15 protein-coding genes, 2 tRNA genes and 3 rRNA genes are annotated in these 20,827 nt (G+C 43.7%); 9 read left to right on the top strand and 11 right to left on the bottom strand.

Annotated elements, in window-relative coordinates; genetic code table 11:
* Positions 1–167 precede the first annotated feature (167 nt).
* The 3 genes from pnpS to pgeF are packed head-to-tail and all read right to left on the bottom strand — an operon-like array spanning position 168 to position 2,770.
* Entirely contained in the window at positions 168–1,211 is a 1,044-nt protein-coding gene (pnpS, locus tag ACZ5Q0_RS01265) for a two-component system histidine kinase PnpS (protein ID WP_446819881.1), read from the bottom strand.
* Positions 1,212–1,224: 13 nt separating this feature from the next.
* Positions 1,225–1,941: a response regulator gene (locus tag ACZ5Q0_RS01270; protein ID WP_446819879.1), complete on the bottom strand. Its 717-nt coding sequence runs from the start codon at positions 1,939–1,941 to the stop codon at positions 1,225–1,227.
* A gap of 13 nt (positions 1,942–1,954) precedes the next feature.
* Positions 1,955–2,770 carry a peptidoglycan editing factor PgeF gene (gene pgeF, locus ACZ5Q0_RS01275; RefSeq protein WP_447182651.1) on the bottom strand — a complete coding sequence of 272 codons (816 nt, stop codon included), beginning with the start codon at positions 2,768–2,770 and terminating at the stop codon, positions 1,955–1,957.
* Between the two features lie 48 nt (positions 2,771–2,818).
* Here pgeF and ACZ5Q0_RS01280 point away from each other — a divergent pair, with 48 nt between their 5' ends.
* Both ACZ5Q0_RS01280 and ACZ5Q0_RS01285 read left to right on the top strand, forming a co-directional pair.
* Positions 2,819–3,121 carry a hypothetical protein gene (locus tag ACZ5Q0_RS01280; protein WP_446819876.1) on the top strand — a complete coding sequence of 101 codons (303 nt, stop codon included), beginning with the start codon at positions 2,819–2,821 and terminating at the stop codon, positions 3,119–3,121.
* A 209-nt stretch (positions 3,122–3,330) separates the two neighbouring features.
* Positions 3,331–4,170 carry a hypothetical protein gene (locus ACZ5Q0_RS01285; RefSeq protein ID WP_446819874.1) on the top strand — a complete coding sequence of 280 codons (840 nt, stop codon included), beginning with the start codon at positions 3,331–3,333 and terminating at the stop codon, positions 4,168–4,170.
* Here the strand turns inward: ACZ5Q0_RS01285 and nrdR are convergent, their stop codons facing one another.
* Together nrdR and ACZ5Q0_RS01295 are read right to left on the bottom strand one after the other, a co-directional pair.
* The gene (gene nrdR / locus ACZ5Q0_RS01290; protein ID WP_446819873.1) at positions 4,171–4,623 is read right to left on the bottom strand and encodes a transcriptional regulator NrdR; all 453 of its coding nucleotides are present in this window, start codon (positions 4,621–4,623) and stop codon (positions 4,171–4,173) included.
* A gap of 120 nt (positions 4,624–4,743) precedes the next feature.
* A complete protein-coding gene (locus tag ACZ5Q0_RS01295; protein ID WP_446819871.1) occupies positions 4,744–5,031 on the bottom strand; it encodes a YlmC/YmxH family sporulation protein in 288 nt (95 codons plus the stop codon).
* A 460-nt stretch (positions 5,032–5,491) separates the two neighbouring features.
* Between ACZ5Q0_RS01295 and flgG the strand changes: the two genes are divergently transcribed.
* Together flgG and ACZ5Q0_RS01305 are read left to right on the top strand one after the other, a co-directional pair.
* Positions 5,492–6,277, top strand: coding sequence for a flagellar basal-body rod protein FlgG (flgG, locus tag ACZ5Q0_RS01300; protein WP_446819870.1), 786 nt, complete (start codon positions 5,492–5,494; stop codon positions 6,275–6,277).
* Between the two features lie 13 nt (positions 6,278–6,290).
* The gene (locus ACZ5Q0_RS01305) at positions 6,291–6,644 is read left to right on the top strand and encodes a rod-binding protein (protein WP_446819869.1); all 354 of its coding nucleotides are present in this window, start codon (positions 6,291–6,293) and stop codon (positions 6,642–6,644) included.
* A 181-nt stretch (positions 6,645–6,825) separates the two neighbouring features.
* On the opposite strand, the gene ACZ5Q0_RS01310 is transcribed toward ACZ5Q0_RS01305, so the two are convergent.
* Both ACZ5Q0_RS01310 and ACZ5Q0_RS01315 read right to left on the bottom strand, forming a co-directional pair.
* Entirely contained in the window at positions 6,826–7,878 is a 1,053-nt protein-coding gene (locus ACZ5Q0_RS01310; protein ID WP_446819868.1) for an anti-sigma-I factor RsgI family protein, read from the bottom strand.
* Positions 7,865–8,596, bottom strand: a complete 732-nt coding sequence (locus ACZ5Q0_RS01315; protein WP_446819866.1) for a sigma factor — start codon at positions 8,594–8,596, stop codon at positions 7,865–7,867. Before ACZ5Q0_RS01315 ends, ACZ5Q0_RS01310 begins: the two co-directional genes overlap by 14 nt.
* Before the next feature lie 449 nt (positions 8,597–9,045).
* On the opposite strand from ACZ5Q0_RS01315, the gene ACZ5Q0_RS01320 reads away from it, so the two are divergent.
* Entirely contained in the window at positions 9,046–9,498 is a 453-nt protein-coding gene (locus tag ACZ5Q0_RS01320) for an Hsp20/alpha crystallin family protein (RefSeq protein WP_446819865.1), read from the top strand.
* Positions 9,499–9,625: 127 nt separating this feature from the next.
* On the opposite strand, the gene rrf is transcribed toward ACZ5Q0_RS01320, so the two are convergent.
* From rrf to yunB, 4 genes are all read right to left on the bottom strand, one after another.
* A 5S ribosomal RNA gene (rrf, locus tag ACZ5Q0_RS01325) occupies positions 9,626–9,738 on the bottom strand.
* Positions 9,739–9,823: 85 nt separating this feature from the next.
* A 23S ribosomal RNA gene (locus tag ACZ5Q0_RS01330) occupies positions 9,824–12,816 on the bottom strand.
* A 186-nt stretch (positions 12,817–13,002) separates the two neighbouring features.
* Positions 13,003–14,572: ribosomal RNA gene (locus tag ACZ5Q0_RS01335) — 16S ribosomal RNA — on the bottom strand.
* The 16S, 23S and 5S rRNA genes sit together here, the layout of an rRNA operon.
* A gap of 202 nt (positions 14,573–14,774) precedes the next feature.
* The gene (gene yunB, locus ACZ5Q0_RS01340) at positions 14,775–15,437 is read right to left on the bottom strand and encodes a sporulation protein YunB (RefSeq protein WP_446819864.1); all 663 of its coding nucleotides are present in this window, start codon (positions 15,435–15,437) and stop codon (positions 14,775–14,777) included.
* A 131-nt stretch (positions 15,438–15,568) separates the two neighbouring features.
* Between yunB and gltX the strand changes: the two genes are divergently transcribed.
* The 4 genes from gltX (at position 15,569) to ACZ5Q0_RS01360 (ending at position 20,698) form a co-directional block, all read left to right on the top strand.
* The gene (gene gltX, locus ACZ5Q0_RS01345) at positions 15,569–17,023 is read left to right on the top strand and encodes a glutamate--tRNA ligase (protein ID WP_446819863.1); all 1,455 of its coding nucleotides are present in this window, start codon (positions 15,569–15,571) and stop codon (positions 17,021–17,023) included.
* A gap of 95 nt (positions 17,024–17,118) precedes the next feature.
* A tRNA-Gln gene (locus tag ACZ5Q0_RS01350) sits at positions 17,119–17,192 on the top strand.
* Positions 17,193–17,195: 3 nt separating this feature from the next.
* Positions 17,196–17,271 (top strand) — tRNA-Glu (locus ACZ5Q0_RS01355).
* Positions 17,272–17,881: 610 nt separating this feature from the next.
* Entirely contained in the window at positions 17,882–20,698 is a 2,817-nt protein-coding gene (locus ACZ5Q0_RS01360) for a sigma 54-interacting transcriptional regulator (RefSeq protein WP_446819862.1), read from the top strand.
* Positions 20,699–20,827 lie beyond the last annotated feature (129 nt).

Genomic DNA, 20,827 nt, shown 5'->3' on the forward strand with positions numbered 1-20,827 from the left:
AACGATAGAAAAACATCATTGTTAAGCTGGGGATACTACCCCCTTGTCCTATTTCGCCGCTCTATCTTGGCAAAATAATTTCTATCATACCCCGCGAATACCACTATACATATTTACCATATTACATACGATGATTTAAAATCTTTCCAGTGTAATATGAATATGAATCAAATCACTAAAAAACTAATTCCAAATGTTGAACCTCGGCCTACTTCGCTATCTACAAATACTTCTCCTCCATGGGATTCCACAATATGCTTAACAATTGATAATCCTAACCCGGTTCCTCCCTGATTACGAGAGCGGGCCTTATCTACCCGGTAAAAACGCTCAAAAACCCGTGGTAAGCTTTCCCGGGGAATTCCCATACCTGTATCACTGATTGTAGTAATTATACGGCTTTCTTTACGCTGGCAGCGAATAATTATTTTACCATTCCGGGGAGTATATTTTATAGCATTATCTAGTAGGTTAATTAAAACCTGTCCAAGTAAATCTTCATCAGCTACTATCCGGGGAAGGGTAAAAGGATAGATAAATTCTACATGCAAATGTTTTTCACTGATTTGGGGACCTAATATATTCATGATGTTCCGCATGGAACGTACAATACATACTGGTTTAGGATTAATGAAGCGTTCTTTAGATTCAATAGATGATAGACTAAGTAGATCATCTATCATTCTAGTCAGGCGATCAGTCTCTGCTTCGATAATTGATAGAAAACGGCGACATGTAGTACTATTTTCCGCAGCACCATCCAGAAGAGTTTCTACAAATCCCTTTATAGATGTCAAAGGCGTTCTCAGTTCATGGGATACATTCCCCACAAACTCAGAACGCATCTGGTCAAAATTACGTGCATCAGTCACATCATGGAAAATCGCTACTACACCTTCTATTTGCTCCTCCTGATCCTTAACCGGAACTACATGAACCCTAAAAATTTGTGTAGCCGGTCGCATATGAGTTTCAGTAAAGACTTCATAACCGGTTTGCAGTACCTGGCTAATCATCTGAATTATTTCCTGGACATGACTAATTTCATCCATTTGCTTGCCGATTAATTGACCCTCCCGGGCCATAAATAGCCGTTCGGCCGCCTTATTAGCTAGAATAATGCTTCCGTTTAAATCTAAAACAACTACCGCATCCACCATACTGGTTAAAATAGCCTGTATTCTTCGTTTTTCCTGGGCTATTGTTAACATAGGTATATTTCTCTCACTTTCCACGGCCTTCTATAAATCGATACCCTACCCCGCGTACCGTTTCAATATACTCAGGAAAATTAGAGTCATCCCGTAATTTCTGCCGCAAATGGCGAATATGAACATCTACCGTCCGGGTATCCCCGGAATACTCATATCCCCATACTTTTTCCAATAATACCTCGCGGGTAAACACCTTGCCTGGATGTGCTACCATTAAACTTAATAATTCAAATTCTTTCGGCGTTAGCTCCAGCTTTTCCTCCTCTAGAAAAGCTTCATATTTTTCAGGCACCACAATTAGATCTTTAATAACATAAGCTTTTTCCCCGACGGCTTTTTCGGCTTCCAGTATCCGCAGCGCCCTTAAACGGGCTTTAACCCTGGCCACCATTTCCCTTGGACTAAAGGGCTTTTTGATATAATCATCAGCTCCCATTTCCAACCCTAAAACCGTATCAATCTCTTCCCCTTTGGCAGTCAGCATTATGATCGGAATAGTATTGTATTCATCATCCTGTTTTAAGGTCCGGCAAACCTCAAGCCCGTCAATTTTAGGAAGCATAATATCAAGGAGAACCAGATCAGGACGCTCTTTTTTAACCATTTCCAAGGCACTTAAGCCATCACCGGCCACCAGAACTTTATAACCTTCTTTTTCCAGGTTGAATTTGACTAATTCGACAATATAAGCCTCATCATCCACCACTAAAACCCGCGCTGTCTTCACCTTAGACTCACCCTCAATATGCCATCGATATAACAGCTCCCATGCGACCCGTAACCCCATTATCCCGCCGGTAAGAATAGAAATGCTCCTGATCGCAACTGGTACACAACTCACACATAGAGATATTATCTGCGCTAACACCAGCTGTTTGTAATGAGGCGCAGATAGTCTTTTTTAAATCCCAGGTCATCCGTACTCCATCTGGTATGATTATACCATTAATATCGGGAAATCCGCTGTAAACTTTGCCGGCTAAATCAGGTTGAATCTCAAAACAGCAATGATCAATACCCGGCCCGATAAACACCCATACATCCTGGGGCTGGGTATTAAAAGTCCTGGTCATAGTATTCAAAGCCTTTATAGAAATCCGACTCATCGTTCCTTTCCAGCCACTATGAACCATAGCCACCGCCCTATGTACAGGATCGAAGAAAAATACCGGAATACAATCTGCATAAAAAGTTGTCAGATAAAGTTCAGGAATACTGGTAACTAAAGCATCTGTCCCGGCTATAGTTGAGCCAAGTTCAAAAACACCTGAACCAACCTGTCTTTCATCTACCACCACTACCCGGTCACCGTGTACCTGCTGGCAACAGACTGCCCTTTCAGGATCCCCCTCTAAAGCCTGCCAAAATCGAAGCCGGTTTTCTAATACGGCATCTTCCCGGTCATTTACATGTAATCCCAGGTTTAAACTGGCATAAGGTCCCTGACTAACACCACCTATTCGGGAGGAGAAACCTATAATTACCCCATATTTTTCCCAATCCGGAACAGAAATCCATTTAATACCGTTTTTAGTTTTCCAAATCCAGCCGCCCATTTGTTCATCCCTTCTTTATGACGTAAAATGATAGCAGGAGGCGATAATGTGCAATGCCCCGTTTGTAACCACGAATTAGACCGCTTAATCCAGCAGTGTCCGGAATGTGGCTTTGACTTTGATAAAATTACCTGGGTTCTCTTAACCGACTTATATCCACCCATGGACCTGGTAGCAGAAAGCCTTTTCAAATCCTATGGTATACCTTATAAAATCCTGCGGAAAGAGATTCCCCAGTTTCCAATATCCATTGGCCCGCTAGCTGAGGTTAAAATATTTGTTCCCGATATCCTAGTGGATAGAGCCCAAAAACTGCTGGCCTCACTACCAGAATTAAACCCGGAGATATAATCTGGGAAACCAGGCACAACAACCAGGAAAAGATCTTAATTTGAATTAGGGCAACTATATCGGCTCGTCCATGAGTACCAACCAATTAGAACAGCTACCAGCTCATTTTATTAAAATGGTGCTCTTCCCTAATACGGGCCTGAACCTATGCCTTATAGCAATTAGCATTACCACAAAACAAAAACGAAATAATTTATGGGAGTATAAACATGCTTACCATTAGCCAATTAGCTGCCAAATATAATATAAGCAACCATCAGGTGCACGATTTAATTGACTTTGGTTACCTGAATATTGCGGGGATAAAACGTGATGGCAAAAAGGGGTTTACCTATCTTTTTGCTGAAGAAGAAATAGAAGCCCTTAATCTTCCATCTTTATTACAGGAGATTAAAGAACGTAAAACCCGTCCCGGTAATCGGGTCCGCAAAAAAACTAATGACTTTAAGCAAGTAATCAGATTACTGGATTACTATGATCGGTTTATGGAAAATGTCTCTTACCATCCTGAAAAAGAATTTTTAGAGGTTTGCTTTTACCTGTTTCACCTAAATCATTATGCTAAAACATATACAACTAAAAGTAATGCCCTATATCGCTTAAAAAATAAAGTTCTGAAAAAATTATACCGGGAAAAGCCCCACCTGATGGAAGCCATTTACCTGTTAGGACCCGATAGAAATAAAATCTGGCTATGTGAAGACTGTAAAGAAGCAGCCCGGGCTGCTAATCAATCCTATGTAAGCTATCTTAAAGCCGGCAAATACTGTCCCAAATGCTCAATTTCTCCAGTCGAAAAAGAATATTATTCACTGGTTGAATTCAAGGTGGATTTAGACGGTTTTAAGTTCACCTTTCACCTGCCCCGTTCATCAGCCCTTAAATGGCTAAAAGAACTGGATCAATTGCCCCAGGGAGTACGTCAGATGAATCACTACGACGATAGAATGTACCTGTATGGCCGGTCAGTAAGCCGGTGCGAAGAAAAAGTTCTTCCTTTAAACTACATCGAAGAAAAATTACAGCAATACCTGGATAAAGAGGATTAGTTATTCCTTTTTAATCTGCTCAATGGTACTAATAAAACTATTTAAATCGGCGAATTGCCTGTATACTGACGCAAACCGGACATAGGCTACTTCATCTATTTTTTGCAGCTTGTCCATAACCATCTCACCAATAAGGATGCTGCTAACCTCCCGGTCATACCTGTCACGTAAATCCCTTTCGATCTCTACAACTATTTTTTCGATATTTTCCATGCTAACCGGTCTTTTTTCACAGGCCCGGGTAAGTCCCTTGATCAGCTTTTCACGACTGAACGGCTCCCGGTTTCCACCTTTTTTAATTACCAGCAAAGGTCGTTCTTCTACCCTTTCATACGTAGTAAACCTCCGCCTGCAGGTCATACATTCACGGCGGCGGCGAATAGAAGATCCATCCTCACTAGCTCTTGAATCAATAACCCGGCTCTCCAATTCCTGGCAGTACGGGCAGCGCATATTATCACCCCAAACTATATATCCCGTCAAGTCTGGTATAAAAACAAATTTCTATCTACCTGCTTGTCTGCCCTTATTATGAACAAAGCAAACGGCTAATTCAACCAGCAAGCACCAATTTTACAAGTTTTCCTCATCAAGAAGATAGTTCCTGCGATATTCATCTATTTCATTAACTATAGGAACCTCCACTAAAATCACATCCCTACCTATACGGACTATCTTGTTCCAGGGAACCGTGATTTCTTCGCGTTTAGAAAAAATTAATCCCCGGGTACGTCCTGGCAAGATAAGTGAAATGACTCTTCCATTTTCCAGGTCTAAATCAATATCAAGAATATTACCTAATTTCTTACCATCCAGAATGTTAATCACATCCCGGCTGCGCAGATCAGATATTTTGATCATAGCATTCACCTCCTTAGAAAGATATGACCACTTTTCATATATTATGAGAAACAAACCGGAATGTTCCTTAAAATCAAGGGATAGGTTTCTATTGCTTCCCTTTCCCTGAAAAATTCTACCGGCCCGGCAATAAACAAATGATTATCCCTAATAAAGGACTTCCCTTTTGCCGGAGTATTCTCCGGAGTATTCTATTTAAAGGTGAACAGCAGGAGGTTCGGCCGGCAAGGACTTTCCTCTTCCTGTAAATTTCCAAGGGTTCTGCTTATAGTAGTACTCCTTTAAACCAAGATTTTGCGCCACAAATTTTTCATGAAAAACTAAACTTTATTAACAACAAATACGATATAAGTAAAGGAGTAAAATTTTACGGGCTGGACTCGATTAGAGAGGCCCGGCGGTTACGGATTGATTGAAGTACCGCATAATTGCAAGTAGGTATACAGAGGAGGAAATCGCCATGATGAGGTCTCTCTATACTGCGAGCACCGGTATGTATGCTCAGCAGTTGAATGTTGACGTACTGGCGCACAATATGTCCAATGTGAATACTAATGGATTCAAACGCCAGCGAGTTGAATTTCAAGATCTTCTCTACCAGAACATCCGACGTCCCGCTGCCAATATGGATATAAATCAGCCTACCGGAATGGCCGTAGGATTAGGAGTTAAACCATCTGCAGTTTATACTGTTTTCTCCCAGGGCAATCCCCAACCCACCGAAAACCCTCTAGATGTGGCCATAACTGGTTCAGCATTTTTCCGTATTGAAGTCCCCGGACAAGACGATTATCTTTATACCCGTGACGGGTCAATAAAAGTAGATGCCGAGGGTCGCTTAGTAACAGCAGACGGTAATTATTATGTAGGGGTTGATGAACTGGACCCTGAGGCTTATGATATTCTGGTGGAAAAGAATGGGATAATAACCTATAAAGTGCCTGGTGATGATGAACCTCAGGAAGCAGGTCAGTTGGAACTGGTAAAGTTTGTAAACCCCGGTGGGCTAGATAAACTAGGGGGAAATCTCTATCAGGCTACTGTTAACTCCGGGGAACCAATCGACTGGGATGCAGAAGAAGACGGAACTATTTCCCTTCTGCCTGGTTACCTGGAAATGTCCAATGTGAAGATTGTCGAGGAAATGGTACAGCTTATAACTGCCCAGCGAGCCTATGAAATTAATTCTAAAGTAATTCAATCCTCAGATGAAATGCTGCAAACAGCAGCTAACCTCAGAAGGTAGGAGCTGAACCTATATGAAAATAGTACCTAATCATTTATTTACTCCACCGGGAGACACCCTATCCCGGGCCGCTCTTAACAAAAAAAATCAAAACCCAGATTTTACTGCGGTACTTAACCAGGCCCGGCAAGCCCAAGATGATAAAAAATTGCGCCAGGCCTGTCAGGACCTGGAAAGCGTATTCATAAATCAGGTAGTAGAATCAATGCGAGCTGCCATCCCCCGAAACAGCCTAATGGGCAACAGCTTTGCCCTAGAAACCTTTGAATCTATGCTATTCACTGAATATTCCCGCGAAATGAGCAGGACTGCTTCCCTGGGTATAGCTGATATGATATACCAGCAACTATCTAGTGATAAAAACTAATATATAAAAGAAGAGGCTATTTATATGTATTAAACTGCACACTGTCAAGTAGACAGTCAAAATTTTATTATTGCAACTGTCTACTTTGAGGGGAGATATCATATAATAGAAGCCTCTTTTATTTATATATCTTGGCCCCGGACTGCCTTTTTTATCATCCGGTAAATTACTAAATCCTCAATTAGGCTTTTCTTTGTTTTGACCCGGCCCCCCCCTTAGGTTTATTTTTCTCAGCCTTTTTATCCCCTGAAACAGCCGGCTTATTTTTTTTGCCATTATTGATTCCCTGATCACTTTTATCAATATCTTTCTTGATTTTATCAGGTTGGACTTTCTGATCATTATTGGGGGATTTATTCGGGTTTTTGTCCGAAGGGTTTTCCTTAAATACAGGTTTTCCCTCAGACTGGCTGGTACTGCTACCTCCCTTGGATTTATCATTTTCTTCTCTATCACCTAGAGATTTAGATTTTTCAATATACCGCTTCCCATCCATGCTATTATCTTTACGATTTTTAACCTGATCATTACCAGTGGCGGGAACAGTTTTCCTATCCTTATTGGTATTTCCATTTACCTTTCTGGGTAGATCCCGGCCTTCTTTCGCCTTAGGAGGCTGGCTTCTAGCAGAATTACCATTCGCCTTGGGGGCCTCTATGGCAGGAATATCTGCATCAATTATCAGAAGCTTACCACCTTTAAAATCTTTAACATGAACCTTGTTTTCATCTATCTTCACCCCATCGCTAATTTGATTAATCATTTGCTGCCGATCATCCTCTGAGATGCTTTTAGATTTAGTATAAACCGTTAGTGTAAGAGGATCATGTGGTTCTGCGGGCACAGGTTGTTTCAAAGAACGATTAATCACTATTTGCAAAGCTTCTTCGGCTTTTTTACCTTGCAGAGCTACCCCTTTTAATAAATCATTACCATATTGATTGTAAGGTCGAACATAGACTACCCGTTCCCACCTATTAAAACCCAATTCAACACCAGATGAAATCCGCGCATAAGCCTTCACGGTGAAAAAATCCATAGAAGTAAGTACAACCATAATAAATACAGCCGCTATGACCAAATACTTCACAGGAATACTAAAAACCGATTCCGTAATCGCTTCCCCCACCTGTAAACCAGAATGGTTTTTTATTCTTTTATATATTCCTCCCTCAAACAAGACCAGAGCCCAGTCCTGGCCTGATTCCAGCACAATCCCTTTACGCCTGGACATCCTTTTGGCCTCCTTCGGCTTGAATATATGGTTGCAACAAAGTCAGGTTTTTACGAATAATAAGTACATTAGCAATAATATATTTACGGTAACGGTCAACCAATTTACGGTTAACATGGTAGCGGCTTTCTAGTTCCTTAATAGGTAATAGTTTCTTATCCATTAAATGCCTGCTCAATTCATCATCAGCCGCTATATACAAAGCAATATTACTTGCCTGATGCCTGGTTTTCCCCTGTTTAGGACTAGACTTAGCCAAATCACTAAAGGTTATATCAAAATCAGCCAGCAGGCTTTGCAATTTCTCAATCTCCTGCTTTCTAGCTATTTCCTCGGTAATCTCTTCCAGGATGTTATAGTCATCCACCCAGGCCCCCCAACCTTCATCCCCGCTCACCAGTAGTGTAAAACTGCGGTGCCGCTTTTCCCGCCTTAAAAAATCAATAACCCTATTCTTAACAACCCGGCCTAAAAAAACCAAAAAAGGACCTTTAGCAGGATCATAACGTTCAAAAGCCTCCAGCATCGCCATCCGGGCAATACTAGCTTCTTCGTCTTCATTCCTGACAAATTTTCGGCAGGTTTTAGAACTTACTCGCAGACAAAAAGGCATCAAATACTCATATATATTATCAATAGCGTTTAAATCCCCATCCCTATACTTTTCCCAGGCTGCATAGGCCATCCTATCAAAATCTTGTGACCCTTTCAAAGACATATACGGGTCCTCCCATGGTAATTACTTAGTTCAACCTAATACTTTCTTATTCTAGCTCGCCCCTATCATAGCCTGAAGACTTATTGTACCTACTAATAAATACGTATCAGCCATAATATTACCGGGGTTACTTTTCAAAACCCTACGTCAAAATTGATCTTATCTATTCACCGATTCATGGCGATTTATACCTAAAGTACTTAATCCACCTTTCCTTTACACCTTTAGGCACCCCTTTCATTATCACATATATTGCCGACAGATTATCGACAATATTGAAATACTATGATTTAATTAAAAATCCCTAGCTACTTGACCTTACCTGACTATAATTATAACTGTTTGACCTTTATTGACCTTTATGAATTCTCGCCTTTTGCTTATACTATATATATACAAATCCCTATATACGGGAATACAATAGTACTACATGAAAGGAGAGAATGGTGATGAGAAAAAGTTTAGTAGGTCGTCGGCATAATGCAACTGATTTAACTCCTTCTGATCTATTTAGAGGTTTTTTCGGACCTAGTATTTTCGATGATTTCTTCGATAACTCATTCCTAACCGGATTCGGTACAGGTATACGAACAGACATTCAAGAAACTGATAAAGAATACATTATCGAAGCCGAATTACCGGGATTTAGTAAGGAAGATATCAACGTCCAGCTGCACAATGGGGAACTCATCATATCCGCAGCTCGTGAGCAGACAACTAGCGAAGAAAGGGATAATTACATTCGTAAAGAAAGATACGGTGGTAAGTTGTCACGGAGCTTTAGGATAGAAGGAATTAAAGAAGACGAAATTACCGGCGAGTACAAAGACGGGGTATTAAAAATACTCCTTCCTAAGAGCAAAGATAGTCAAGATAATGGACGGATAATTAATATCCGCTAACCTCTCATCCTAATTTTACTCACACCCCTTTCCTATTTTTAGTTTAAAACTATCAAAATCCCCCCTGATGATACCATCCGGGGGGATTTTCATTAAGCTATGCCTAACTTACCAGAAAATAAATAAATCCTGGCAATGTCCTACTCTCCCACGGAATTCCGCAGTACCATCGGCGCTGGAGGGCTTAACTGCCGTGTTCGGGATGGGAACGGGTGTATCACCTCCGCCATTATCACCAGGATATCTGATTGCTATTCTTTTTTCCTTAAACCAGTTACTTTCCACTGGTTCTCTCAAAACTACACACAGTATCTCTCGCATTTTTTAGGTCAAGCCCTCGATCTATTAGTACCAGTCCGCTTAGTACATTGCTGCACTTGCACTTCTGGCCTATCAACCACCTGATCTTGATGGGATCTTACCTCCTTATGGGAGTGGGAGAACTCATCTTGAGGCCGGCTTCGCGCTTAGATGCTTTCAGCGCTTATCCGATCCAGACATAGCTACCCAGCGATGCATCTGGCGATACAACTGGTACACCAGCGGTCTGTCCATCCCGGTCCTCTCGTACTAGGGACAGATCCTCTCAATTCTCCTACGCCTGCGATGGATAGGGACCGAACTGTCTCACGACGTTCTGAACCCAGCTCACGTACCACTTTAATGGGCGAACAGCCCAACCCTTGGGACCTTCTCCAGCCCCAGGATGTGATGAGCCGACATCGAGGTGCCAAACCTCCCCGTCGATGTGAACTCTTGGGGGAGATAAGCCTGTTATCCCCGGGGTAGCTTTTATCCGATGAGCGACGGCCCTTCCACTCGGTACCGCCGGATCACTAAGCCCGACTTTCGTCCCTGCTCGAGGTGTCCCTCTCGCAGTCAAGCTCCCTTCTGCCTTTACACTCTTCGCGCGATTTCCATCCGCGCTGAGGAAACCTTTGGGCGCCTCCGTTACTCTTTCGGAGGCGACCGCCCCAGTCAAACTGCCCACCTGACACTGTCCCTGTACCCGTTTAGGGCACCAGGTTAGAACTCCGGCAATTCAAGAGTGGTATCCCACCGGTGGCTCCACAAAGCCTAGCGACCTTGCTTCTAAGCCTCCCACCTATCCTGTACATGAACTACCAAAACCCAATATCAGGCTACAGTAAAGCTCCACGGGGTCTTTCTGTCCTATCGCAGGTAACCGGCATCTTCACCGGTATTACAATTTCACCGAGCCCCTCGTCGAGACAGCGCCCAGATCGTTACGCCTTTCGTGCGGGTCTGAACTTACCAGACAAGGAATTTCGCTACCTTAGGACCGTTATAGTTACGGCCGCCGTTCACCGGGGCTTCAGTTCAAACCTTCGCGTTTCCGCTAAGCTCTTCCCTTAACCTTCCGGCACCGGGCAGGCGTCAGCCTCTATACTTCATCTTCCGATTTAGCAGAGACCTGTGTTTTTGCTAAACAGTCGCCTGGGCCTGGTCACTGCGGCTCTCTCACGCTCATACATGTTTATATATTCACGTTAACAGAGCACCCCTTCTCCCTAAGTTACGGGGTCATTTTGCCGAGTTCCTTAACGAGGGTTCTCTCGCGCGCCTTGGGATTCTCTCCTCGCCTACCTGTGTCGGTTTGCGGTACGGGCACCTGCTAACTTGCTAGTGGCTTTTCTTGGCAGTTTGGATTCAATGACTTCGGTACTACGCTTCCCTCCCCATCACACCTCAGGCTTCTCGCTGTGCGGATTTGCCTACACAGCACCCTACGTGCTTGGACGCACTCTTCCTTCCGTGCGCTTCACCTATCCTCCTGCGTCACCACTTCACTCAATCGCTAGCTAGGTGGCACTGGATTATCAACCAGTTGTCCATCCCCTACGCCTTTCGGCCTCGGGTTAGGTCCCGGCTTACCCTGGGCGGACGAGCCTTCCCCAGGAATCCTTAGGCTTTCGGCGGGCAGGATTCTCACCTGCCTTCTCGCTTACTTATGCCAGCATTCTCTCTTCCTAATAGTCCACTACTCCTTTCGGTATAGCTTCTACCCATTAGGATTGCTCCCCTACCATCCCGTAGGATCCGTAGCTTCGGTACCATGCTTAGCCCCGTTGAATTTTCGGCGCAGAGCCACTTGACCAGTGAGCTATTACGCACTCTTTAAATGGTGGCTGCTTCTGAGCCAACATCCTGGCTGTCTATGCAGCTCTACATCCTTTCCCACTTAGCATGGATTTGGGGACCTTAGCTGACGGTCTGGGCTGTTTCCCTTTCGTCTACGGACCTTTTCACCCGCAGACTGACTGCCGGATTTTACCTTATGGTATTCGGAGTTTGGGAAGGTTCGGTAACCGGTGAAGGCCCCTAGCCTAACCAGTGCTCTACCCCCATAAGGAATACTCCGACGCTAGCCCTAAAGCTATTTCGGGGAGAACCAGCTATCTCCGAGTTCGATTGGCATTTCACCCCTATCCACAGCTCATCCACGTACTTTTCAACGTACCCTGGTTCGGGCCTCCATCCCGTGTTAACGGGACTTCACCCTGGCCATGGATAGATCACCCGGTTTCGGGTCTACAGCAGCAAACTACTCGCCCTTTTTAGACTCGCTTTCGCTCCGGCTCCATCCTTGTTAGATTTAACCTCGCTTACTACCGTAACTCGCTGGCCCATTCTACAAAAGGTACGCAGTCACTCCGTTGCATTAGCAACATGGAGCTCCTACTGTTTGTAGGCATACGGTTTCAGGTTCTTTTTCACTCCCCTCCCGGGGTGCTTTTCACCTTTCCCTCACGGTACTTTCCGCTATCGGTCGCTAGCTAGTATTTAGCCTTGGAAGGTGGTCCTCCCTGCTTCCCACCGGGTTCCACGTGTCCGGCGGTACTCGGGGTTAGTCCTAAGAGTTAACTGGCTTTCGGCTACGAGGCTTTCACTCTCTATGGCCTGACTTTCCAGTCAGGTTCGCCTAACCAATTATTTTCTGACTCTTTGACAGGTCTGCAATCCTGTCCAGAACGCCCCACAACACCTACAATGCAACGGTTGCAGCCTTACACATTGTAGGTTTAGGCTCTTCCTCGTTCGCTCGCCGCTACTTAAGGAATCTCGCTTGATTTCTCTTCCTCCGGTTACTAAGATGTTTCAGTTCACCGGGTCTCGCTTCTCCTGCCCTATGTGTTCAGGCAGGGATGATACCACATTACTGGTACCGGGTTTCCCCATTCGGATATCCACGGATCGGTGCTTGCTTGCAGCTCCCCGTGGCTTTTCGCAGCTTGCCGCGTCCTTCTTCGCCTGCTAGCGCCTAGGCATCCACCATACGCCCTTAGTATCTTGACCTATCTTTGCGCGAGACAAACTCTCCATCTCTCGATGAATTGTCTGCTTTTATTACTGTGTGCAGTTTTCAAAGAACTTCTTCCCTTTTTTTGGCTCTTACTTAACCAATTCTATTAAAACAAACAGCAAGGATCACAAAGTGATCGACCTTAGGATATGAAACTGTTACGTTTCATGTCTCCTTAGAAAGGAGGTGATCCATCCGCACCTTCCGGTACGGATACCTTGTTACGACTTCACCCCAATCACCAACCCCACCTTCGACGGCTCTCCCTGGTTGCCCAGTTAAGTCACCGGCTTCGGGTGTTGCCAGCTTTCGTGGTGTGACGGGCGGTGTGTACAAGGCCCGGGAACGCATTCACCGCGACATTCTGATTCGCGATTACTAGCGATTCCGACTTCATGTAGTCGAGTTGCAGACTACAATCCGAACTGAGAATGGCTTTCTGAGATTCGCTTCACCTCACGGTTTCGCTGCTCTCTGTACCATCCATTGTAGCACGTGTGTAGCCCAGATCATAAAGGGCATGATGATTTGACGTCATCCCCACCTTCCTCCCGCTTGTCACGGGCAGTCCCATTAGAGTGCTCAGCTCTACCTGTTAGCAACTAATAGCAAGGGTTGCGCTCGTTGCGGGACTTAACCCAACATCTCACGACACGAGCTGACGACAACCATGCACCACCTGTCTTGGCGCTCCCAAAGGCACACCCGTGTTTCCACAGGCTTCGCCAGATGTCAAGACCTGGTAAGGTTCTTCGCGTTGCATCGAATTAAACCACATGCTCCACCGCTTGTGCGGGCCCCCGTCAATTCCTTTGAGTTTCAGCCTTGCGACCGTACTCCCCAGGCGGGATACTTATTGCGTTAGCTGCGGCACGGAAGGGGTCGATACCTCCCACACCTAGTATCCATCGTTTATAGCGTGGACTACCAGGGTATCTAATCCTGTTTGCTACCCACGCTTTCGCACCTCAGCGTCAGGGTCAGTCCAGACAGCCGCCTTCGCCACTGGTGTTCCTCCTGATTTCTACGCATTTCACCGCTACACCAGGAATTCCACTGCCCTCTCCTGCCCTCAAGATCCTCAGTTTCAAATGCAACCCCGCAGTTAAGCTGCGGTCTTTCACACCTGACTTGAGCATCCGCCTACATGCCCTTTACGCCCAGTAATTCCGGACAACGCTCGCCCCCTACGTCTTACCGCGGCTGCTGGCACGTAGTTAGCCGGGGCTTGCTGGTACGGTACCGTCACTCACTAACCTTGTTATTGTTAGTGACGTTCGTCCCGTACAACAGAGCTTTACGACCCGAAGGTCTTCGTCGCTCACGCGGCGTCGCTGCGTCAGGGTTTCCCCCATTGCGCAATATTCCCCACTGCTGCCTCCCGTAGGAGTCTGGGCCGTGTCTCAGTCCCAGTGTGGCCGTCCACCCTCTCAGGCCGGCTACTGATCGTTGCCTTGGTAGGCCCTTACCCCACCAACTAGCTAATCAGACGCGGGCCCATCCATATGCGATAGCTTTGTTAAGAGGCCATCTTTGCTTTAAGCGTCATGTGACTCCTAAAGTTTATGCGGTATTAGCACCAGTTTCCCAGTGTTATCCCCCGCATATGGGTAGGTTGCCCACGCGTTACTCACCCGTTCGCCACTAAGATTATCAATTCGCGTTGCTCGTCGATAATCTCCGTTCGACTTGCATGTGTTAAGCACGCCGCCAGCGTTCGTCCTGAGCCAGGATCAAACTCTCCGTTAAAATGTTCATCCTAGCTTTACGCTTGGCTTGTTGTTAAAGTTTTACGGTGCTGGTTTTTTACCAGCTCCTCGCACTTCGGTCCTTGCTGTTCTGTTTTATCAAGAGCTTTGCCGACTGCCGTCTCCGGCGCGGCGCAAGAATTATATTATCATGCCCCTGGGTTAGTGTCAAGTTTTTTATTTTTTTACTTTTTTATTTTGCCCTATTTATTATTACTGATATAAGGATATAGAGTTTCCCTTTCCCCAGTGAAATTTACATAAGTATCAGGTACATCACCAATAATAATTGTCTCTGCCAGGGGAATAGTAGTTGATATGTATACTTTTTCGTCAACAAATGGTACCGCTATCGTTAAAACATTATCTACCTGAAAATATATTAAGTGCCGGGTTTGATTAATTCCTGCTGCCTCAAACTTGTTTAAAACTTTAACATGTACCTGACCGGCAGTTATAATCTTCGCACGGAGTCGGGGACCATAGCCAGCCAATAATTTCGATCCAGTAAGTTCTCCCACCGGGACCTCTATAGTTTTGCCTTCCATCCCTTCCAGATAGACGGCTGCTTCACGAACAGTTTCCGCCATGATTTTGTTTAACATTATAGTATTAGGTTGGATTAAGACTATTTTTCCTTTATTATCTTTATGTATGTAAACTATATCCTGGTAACAAACTTTAGATACTATGGAATCACTTATAATATGATTAATAGCCTCTGTTCCCGATACCTGAGCTTTTGATTTAGCAATATCAATTACACTAGCCTTAAGGCGAAAGTCTATATATATGAAACTGATTCCTACAATTAATATGCTCATTATTATTATTAATAATCCCCAGTTAAACCTGGAACTGGACATAGTGTCACCTCCGTTAACACAATATATGAAAAGTAGCTGCACTTGGTGCCTACTGTATAACTTTTATTATCTTTTTTTTGAAAACCTGTTATCAGTTGATTACACTGTATTAATGAAGGAGTTGAGTAAATTTGGAAAATGTTAGAGTCAGATTTGCGCCCAGTCCCACTGGCAGTTTACATATCGGCGGGGCTAGAACCGCACTTTTTAACTGGCTGTTTGCCAAAAGCCAGGGAGGAAAATTCATTTTACGACTGGAAGATACGGATACTACCCGTTCTACTGGCGCCTCGGTACAGGGAATAATTGAAGGATTACAGTGGCTGGGTTTAAGCTGGGATGAGGGACCTGGACAGGGCGGTCCCTACGGTCCTTATCGCCAAAGTGAACGTCTTTCAATTTACCAGCACTATGCCCAACAGTTACTGGATAATGATAAAGCTTATTATTGTTTTTGTACCCCGGAAGAGTTAAAAGCTGAACGTGAACAGGCTCAGGCTAATAAAACTAATTATCGTCACCAGTGCCCTTACCGTCATCTGTCTAATAATGAACTAAAAGCCCTTTCAGGTCAGCAAAATTTTGTCATTCGTTTAAAGGTACCCACCTCAGGAATCACCATAGTTAATGATCTTATTCGCGGTGAAGTCCAATTTGATAACGCCTTGATGGATGATTTTATTATTGTGAAATCGGATGGCTGGCCAACCTACAATTTTGCAGTAGTAGTTGATGATTATACTATGCACATTAGCCATGTCATCAGAGCTGAAGAACATCTATCCAACACCCCTAAGCAAATACATATTTACCAGGCGTTAGACTTTGTCTTACCAAAATTTGCTCATGTATCAATGATCCTGGCTCCTGACCGCAGCAAACTTTCCAAACGTCATGGAGCTACTTCGGTGCAAGAATTTCGCGATCTAGGTTATCTACCGTCGGCTTTAGTTAATTACCTGGCACTACTTGGGTGGTCTACCGGACAAGATGTTGATATATTAGCCATTAACGAGATGATAAACAATTTTAACCTGAATAACGTATCCCGGTCAGCCGCCATTTATGATGTAGAAAAATTGACCTGGATGAATGGTTATTATCTTAACCAAATGCCAGCAGAAAGAATAGTGGAGATGCTAAAACCAGAAGCCATAAACAAGGGATGGTTAACAACCTGTAATCAGGCCTACTTTACTAATGTTGTTGAATTAATTAAAAGCCGCATTAAAACTATAGCGGAATTCTTCCATACTGCTGAGTATTTCTTCCAGTCGCCCTCTGAATATGATGCCAAAGGGGTTAAAAAATATTTACAAAAGGAAAACAGCCTTAATTTGTTAAATGAGGTTTTAGACCTGGTGCAAGATTGCAACCCCTACCAGGCTGATGAAATTGAAAAACGCTTGCGAAATAGAGCGGAACAATTAAGTGTTAAAGCTGGTGATTTAATTCATCCTACCCGCCTGGCCCTTTCCGGTAGAACTTCCACTCCCGGACTATTTGAAGTTATGGAAGTATTGGGAAAAGAAGTATGTATTAAGAGGTTGCAAAAAGCCATACACTATACCCAGTCCTTCAGTTAAATGATTATCATATTAAAAATTATAGGCCAAACCTTTGACAAAGGATAAACCCCGTATTATAATAAATGACGCACGGGTTATTTAACTCTTGCTGGTGCCGGTTGGTGTAGTGGTAGCACGACTGACTCTGGATCAGTTCGCCAGGGTTCGAATCCTTGACCGGCAGCCATTTGGCCCCATCGTCTAGTGGCCTAGGATGCCGCCCTCTCACGGCGGAGACAGGGGTTCGACTCCCCTTGGGGCTACCATAATATCCGAAACCTTTTTAAGGTCGACGAACGAATAATATACTAATCAAGCCCTGCTAACTACAGCGGGGCTTATTTTTTAGCCATAAATAATCCCCCTTAATATGGGGGATTTGCTTTTATAGGTATTTATATGTCTTCCAGCATTTTTATCGCTGAAGCGGCATTATGTGAACGAACTTCTCTTGTTATCCCCAAATCTCCATATAATCTCTGATAATTTCCCACTACTTTGATTCTTAATCTAGTTAACTAAAGAATTCTTCACCTAACCGAAAATCCAGTCTATCATGGGTAGCCTTAACCTGTTATAGGCTAAGCTTTATTTCAATTTTTAGGGATCCCAGTCAAAGGCCTATTCAGTTAATGACACTACTTTTCCTTATACCAATACTTATTTAGAACGGCGCCTAGTGATTTTTTTCCCTGCCTCTTAAGCTACTCAGCAAGCCCTTACAATCAGAAGAAATTTTATAGAATAAATTAGTTTTTATGGCGAGAAAAGGTCCTTCTTCCTTATTATTAGAATGATGGCTGTTTCATGGCTTGCTGATAAATGCTGTTAATAAATGCTATAATTGAAGTAGAAATCTGGGGGTGAATTGTGGGGATGCAAATAAAATCTACCCTTACTCCGGCTATATTGGATAATGCCTTTTTAGCCGAAGCGGCTCGCTTGCTGGTGGAAAATAATATCAGTTGCGCTAATGTTGTTAATGACTCTGGTGATATAGTGGGCTTTATCACTCGCTTTAATCTTCTTACCGCTACAGTTCAAGCTATGCCATCCACTACCCGGGTCAAAGAAATCATGGAACAACTTGACTGGGAAACTGGCTTAACCAATTATTTTTATGACCACAGTGTAAACTCCACCCTTCCCTATGGTGAAAATGACAGTAATCTTGACTCGGATTTAGCAACCCTGCTGATGAACCATCAAAAAGAATGGCAATCTTTATTAAATGCTATTCCCTATCCTACTATCTATTTTAAAAAACCAGCCAACATTAAATTCTTAAATCAGACATTTGTAGATATTTTCGGAATCACTTTGCAGGATATTAGTAGTGGAGATATAGAAAAAGATTTTTCTTTTTTGTCTAAATTGATTAACACGCAATCAAATAGTGATCAGGTTAGAGAAGTTAGATTTACTTATCAATACCGGGTTTACTGGTCCACTATAGTGCCTGTATCCATTAACAAGAAAGTGACAGGTGCCATTGCAGTTTTGCATGATATGAGCCAATTTCAAAAACTCTTTCAAGAACTGTCTCATGTTAAAGGTTTAAACCGCCAATTGGACCACATGTTTAATTCTTCTTTTGACGGTCTTTATATCACTGATGGCAATGGAATTACCCTGCGTCTTAACCGTGCCTTTGAACGTATTACCGGCATTACAGCTAATGATTGTATGGGGCGTAGGATGGCGGACCTGGTTAAAGAAGGATACTTGTCACGCTCTGCAACCCTAATGGCCTTGAAAAATCGACAGACGGTTACTACTCCATTACAGTCAAAAACCGGTAAACAAGTATTAGTAACCAGCACCCCTATTTTCGATGATGAAGGTAACATAGTGCTGGTTGTTACTAATGTTCGTGATATGACTGAATTGGTTAAACTTCAGCAAAAGTTAGAGGAAGTAGAAGGATTACGCCGCCGGGAACTAGATGCGATTTTTGATTCGTCTTATGATGGTCTTTATATAACTGATGGAGATGGGCTGACTCTACGTTTAAACAAGGCTTTCGAACGTATTACTGGAGTTACCGCCTATGAATGTGTGGGCCGTAATATGGCTGACCTGGTGAAAGAGGGCTACTTCTCCCGCTCCGGGACTTTATTAGCCCTGGAAAAGCGCCAAAGTGTTACGGTTCAACTACAGGCTAGTACCGGTAAGCAGGCATTAGTTACCAGTACTCCCATTTTTGACGATAACGGCGATATTTTGCTGGTAGTAACTAATGTACGAGATATGACTGAATTGCTGGAACTGCAGCAAAAGCTGGAACAAGTGGAAGGCTTACGACAAAGGGAATTAGACGCAATTTTTGATTCTTCCTATGATGGACTTTATATTACTGATGGCACTGGGGTTACCTTACGTTTAAATAAGGCCTTTGAACGTATTACCGGAGTTACGGCTGAGGAATGTGTAGGTCGCAATATGGCAGAGCTGGTAAAAGAGGGCTACTTTTCCCGTTCCGGTACTTTGCTGGCCCTGGAGAAACGTCAGAGTGTTACCGTCCCCCTGCAGGCCAAAACCGGTAAACATGCTCTGGTTACCAGTACACCTATTTTTGACGATAACAATGATGATATTGTTCTAGTAGTCACTAACGTACGCGACTTAACAGAATTAAACCACCTGCAGGAAAGAGTGGAACAACTGGAAACTTTAAGCCGTGTATACCAGGCTGAGCTGCAACAATTAAGAATGGAGACCAGTGAAAAATACGTGTTCAGCTCTCCTAAGATGCGGGAAATGTTAAAAATGCTGGTTCACATTGCTTCAGTAGATTCTACCGTACTCATTCAGGGGGAATCAGGGGTAGGTAAAGAAGTGGTAGCCGATATCTTACATGCTTATAGCCACCGCCGGGATATGCCTTTTATAAAGATAAATTGCGCTGCTATACCCCAAAATCTTCTGGAATCAGAACTGTTCGGTTACGAACCGGGATCTTTTACTGGAGCTGATAAACGAGGGAAAATAGGCCTATTCGAGCTAGCCAGTGGGGGAACACTCTTCCTGGATGAAATCGCCGAGCTTCCTCTTGATCTGCAGGTTAAACTGCTACGCGTCCTTCAGGATAACTCCATTTTGCGTGTAGGTGGGACAAAGTCAATATCGGTTGATGTAAGAATATTAACTGGTACTAATCGCAATCTGACCGACATGGTAGCCAAAAACCAGTTTCGCGAAGATCTTTTTTACCGTCTAAATGTAGTTCCTATTTTAGTCCCCCCTTTACGGGAACGCAAAGAGGATATTCCAGTATTTTGTGCCCACTTTTTGGATATTTTTAATAAAAAGTATAATATGCAAAAAAGGTTAACCAGCGACTTAATCCATTCCCTTACGAATTATCATTGGCCGGGTAATGTGAGGGAGTTGCGTAATCTAATCGAAAGGCTGGTAGTAACCACTCTCCATGACCTTATCGATACCAATGATCTATATTCTTGGTGGTCCGGCCTGGTGCCAGAAGAGGACAAGAATACTGATACAGAAATAATTCCTCTCCAGGAGGCAGTGGAAAATACTGAACGTAAAATACTACAAGCCGCTTTCCGGCGCTGTACCTCCACCTACGAAGTAGCTCGTATTTTAGGTATAAGTCAACCCACCGTGGTTAGAAAAGCTTCCAAATATGGAATCATACGTCGTTCTAAACGATCCACAAAAATTGAGTAAGAAGTCTTAAGGCGGGCTAATTTCGAACCATTATATAATCAAAAACCATCTGGGACCTACAGCAAAAAAGGCAACCATGCGGTTGCCTTTTTTGGTTCCCAGTGAGATTTTACCAGGTTTTAACCGATA

It is taken from the genome of Syntrophomonas erecta subsp. sporosyntropha (genome assembly GCF_055395365.1).

Coding starts and splice junctions, on each gene's coding strand:
- pnpS (WP_446819881.1), bottom strand. CDS start 1,211: ATGTTAACAATAGCCCAGGAAAAACGAAGAATACAGGCTATTTTAACC.
- pgeF (WP_447182651.1), bottom strand. CDS start 2,770: ATGGGCGGCTGGATTTGGAAAACTAAAAACGGTATTAAATGGATTTCT.
- ACZ5Q0_RS01285 (WP_446819874.1), top strand. CDS start 3,331: ATGCTTACCATTAGCCAATTAGCTGCCAAATATAATATAAGCAACCAT.
- nrdR (WP_446819873.1), bottom strand. CDS start 4,623: ATGCGCTGCCCGTACTGCCAGGAATTGGAGAGCCGGGTTATTGATTCA.
- ACZ5Q0_RS01295 (WP_446819871.1), bottom strand. CDS start 5,031: ATGATCAAAATATCTGATCTGCGCAGCCGGGATGTGATTAACATTCTG.
- flgG (WP_446819870.1), top strand. CDS start 5,492: ATGATGAGGTCTCTCTATACTGCGAGCACCGGTATGTATGCTCAGCAG.
- ACZ5Q0_RS01305 (WP_446819869.1), top strand. CDS start 6,291: ATGAAAATAGTACCTAATCATTTATTTACTCCACCGGGAGACACCCTA.
- ACZ5Q0_RS01310 (WP_446819868.1), bottom strand. CDS start 7,878: ATGTCCAGGCGTAAAGGGATTGTGCTGGAATCAGGCCAGGACTGGGCT.
- ACZ5Q0_RS01315 (WP_446819866.1), bottom strand. CDS start 8,596: ATGTCTTTGAAAGGGTCACAAGATTTTGATAGGATGGCCTATGCAGCC.
- ACZ5Q0_RS01320 (WP_446819865.1), top strand. CDS start 9,046: ATGAGAAAAAGTTTAGTAGGTCGTCGGCATAATGCAACTGATTTAACT.
- yunB (WP_446819864.1), bottom strand. CDS start 15,437: ATGTCCAGTTCCAGGTTTAACTGGGGATTATTAATAATAATAATGAGC.
- ACZ5Q0_RS01360 (WP_446819862.1), top strand. CDS start 17,882: ATGCAAATAAAATCTACCCTTACTCCGGCTATATTGGATAATGCCTTT.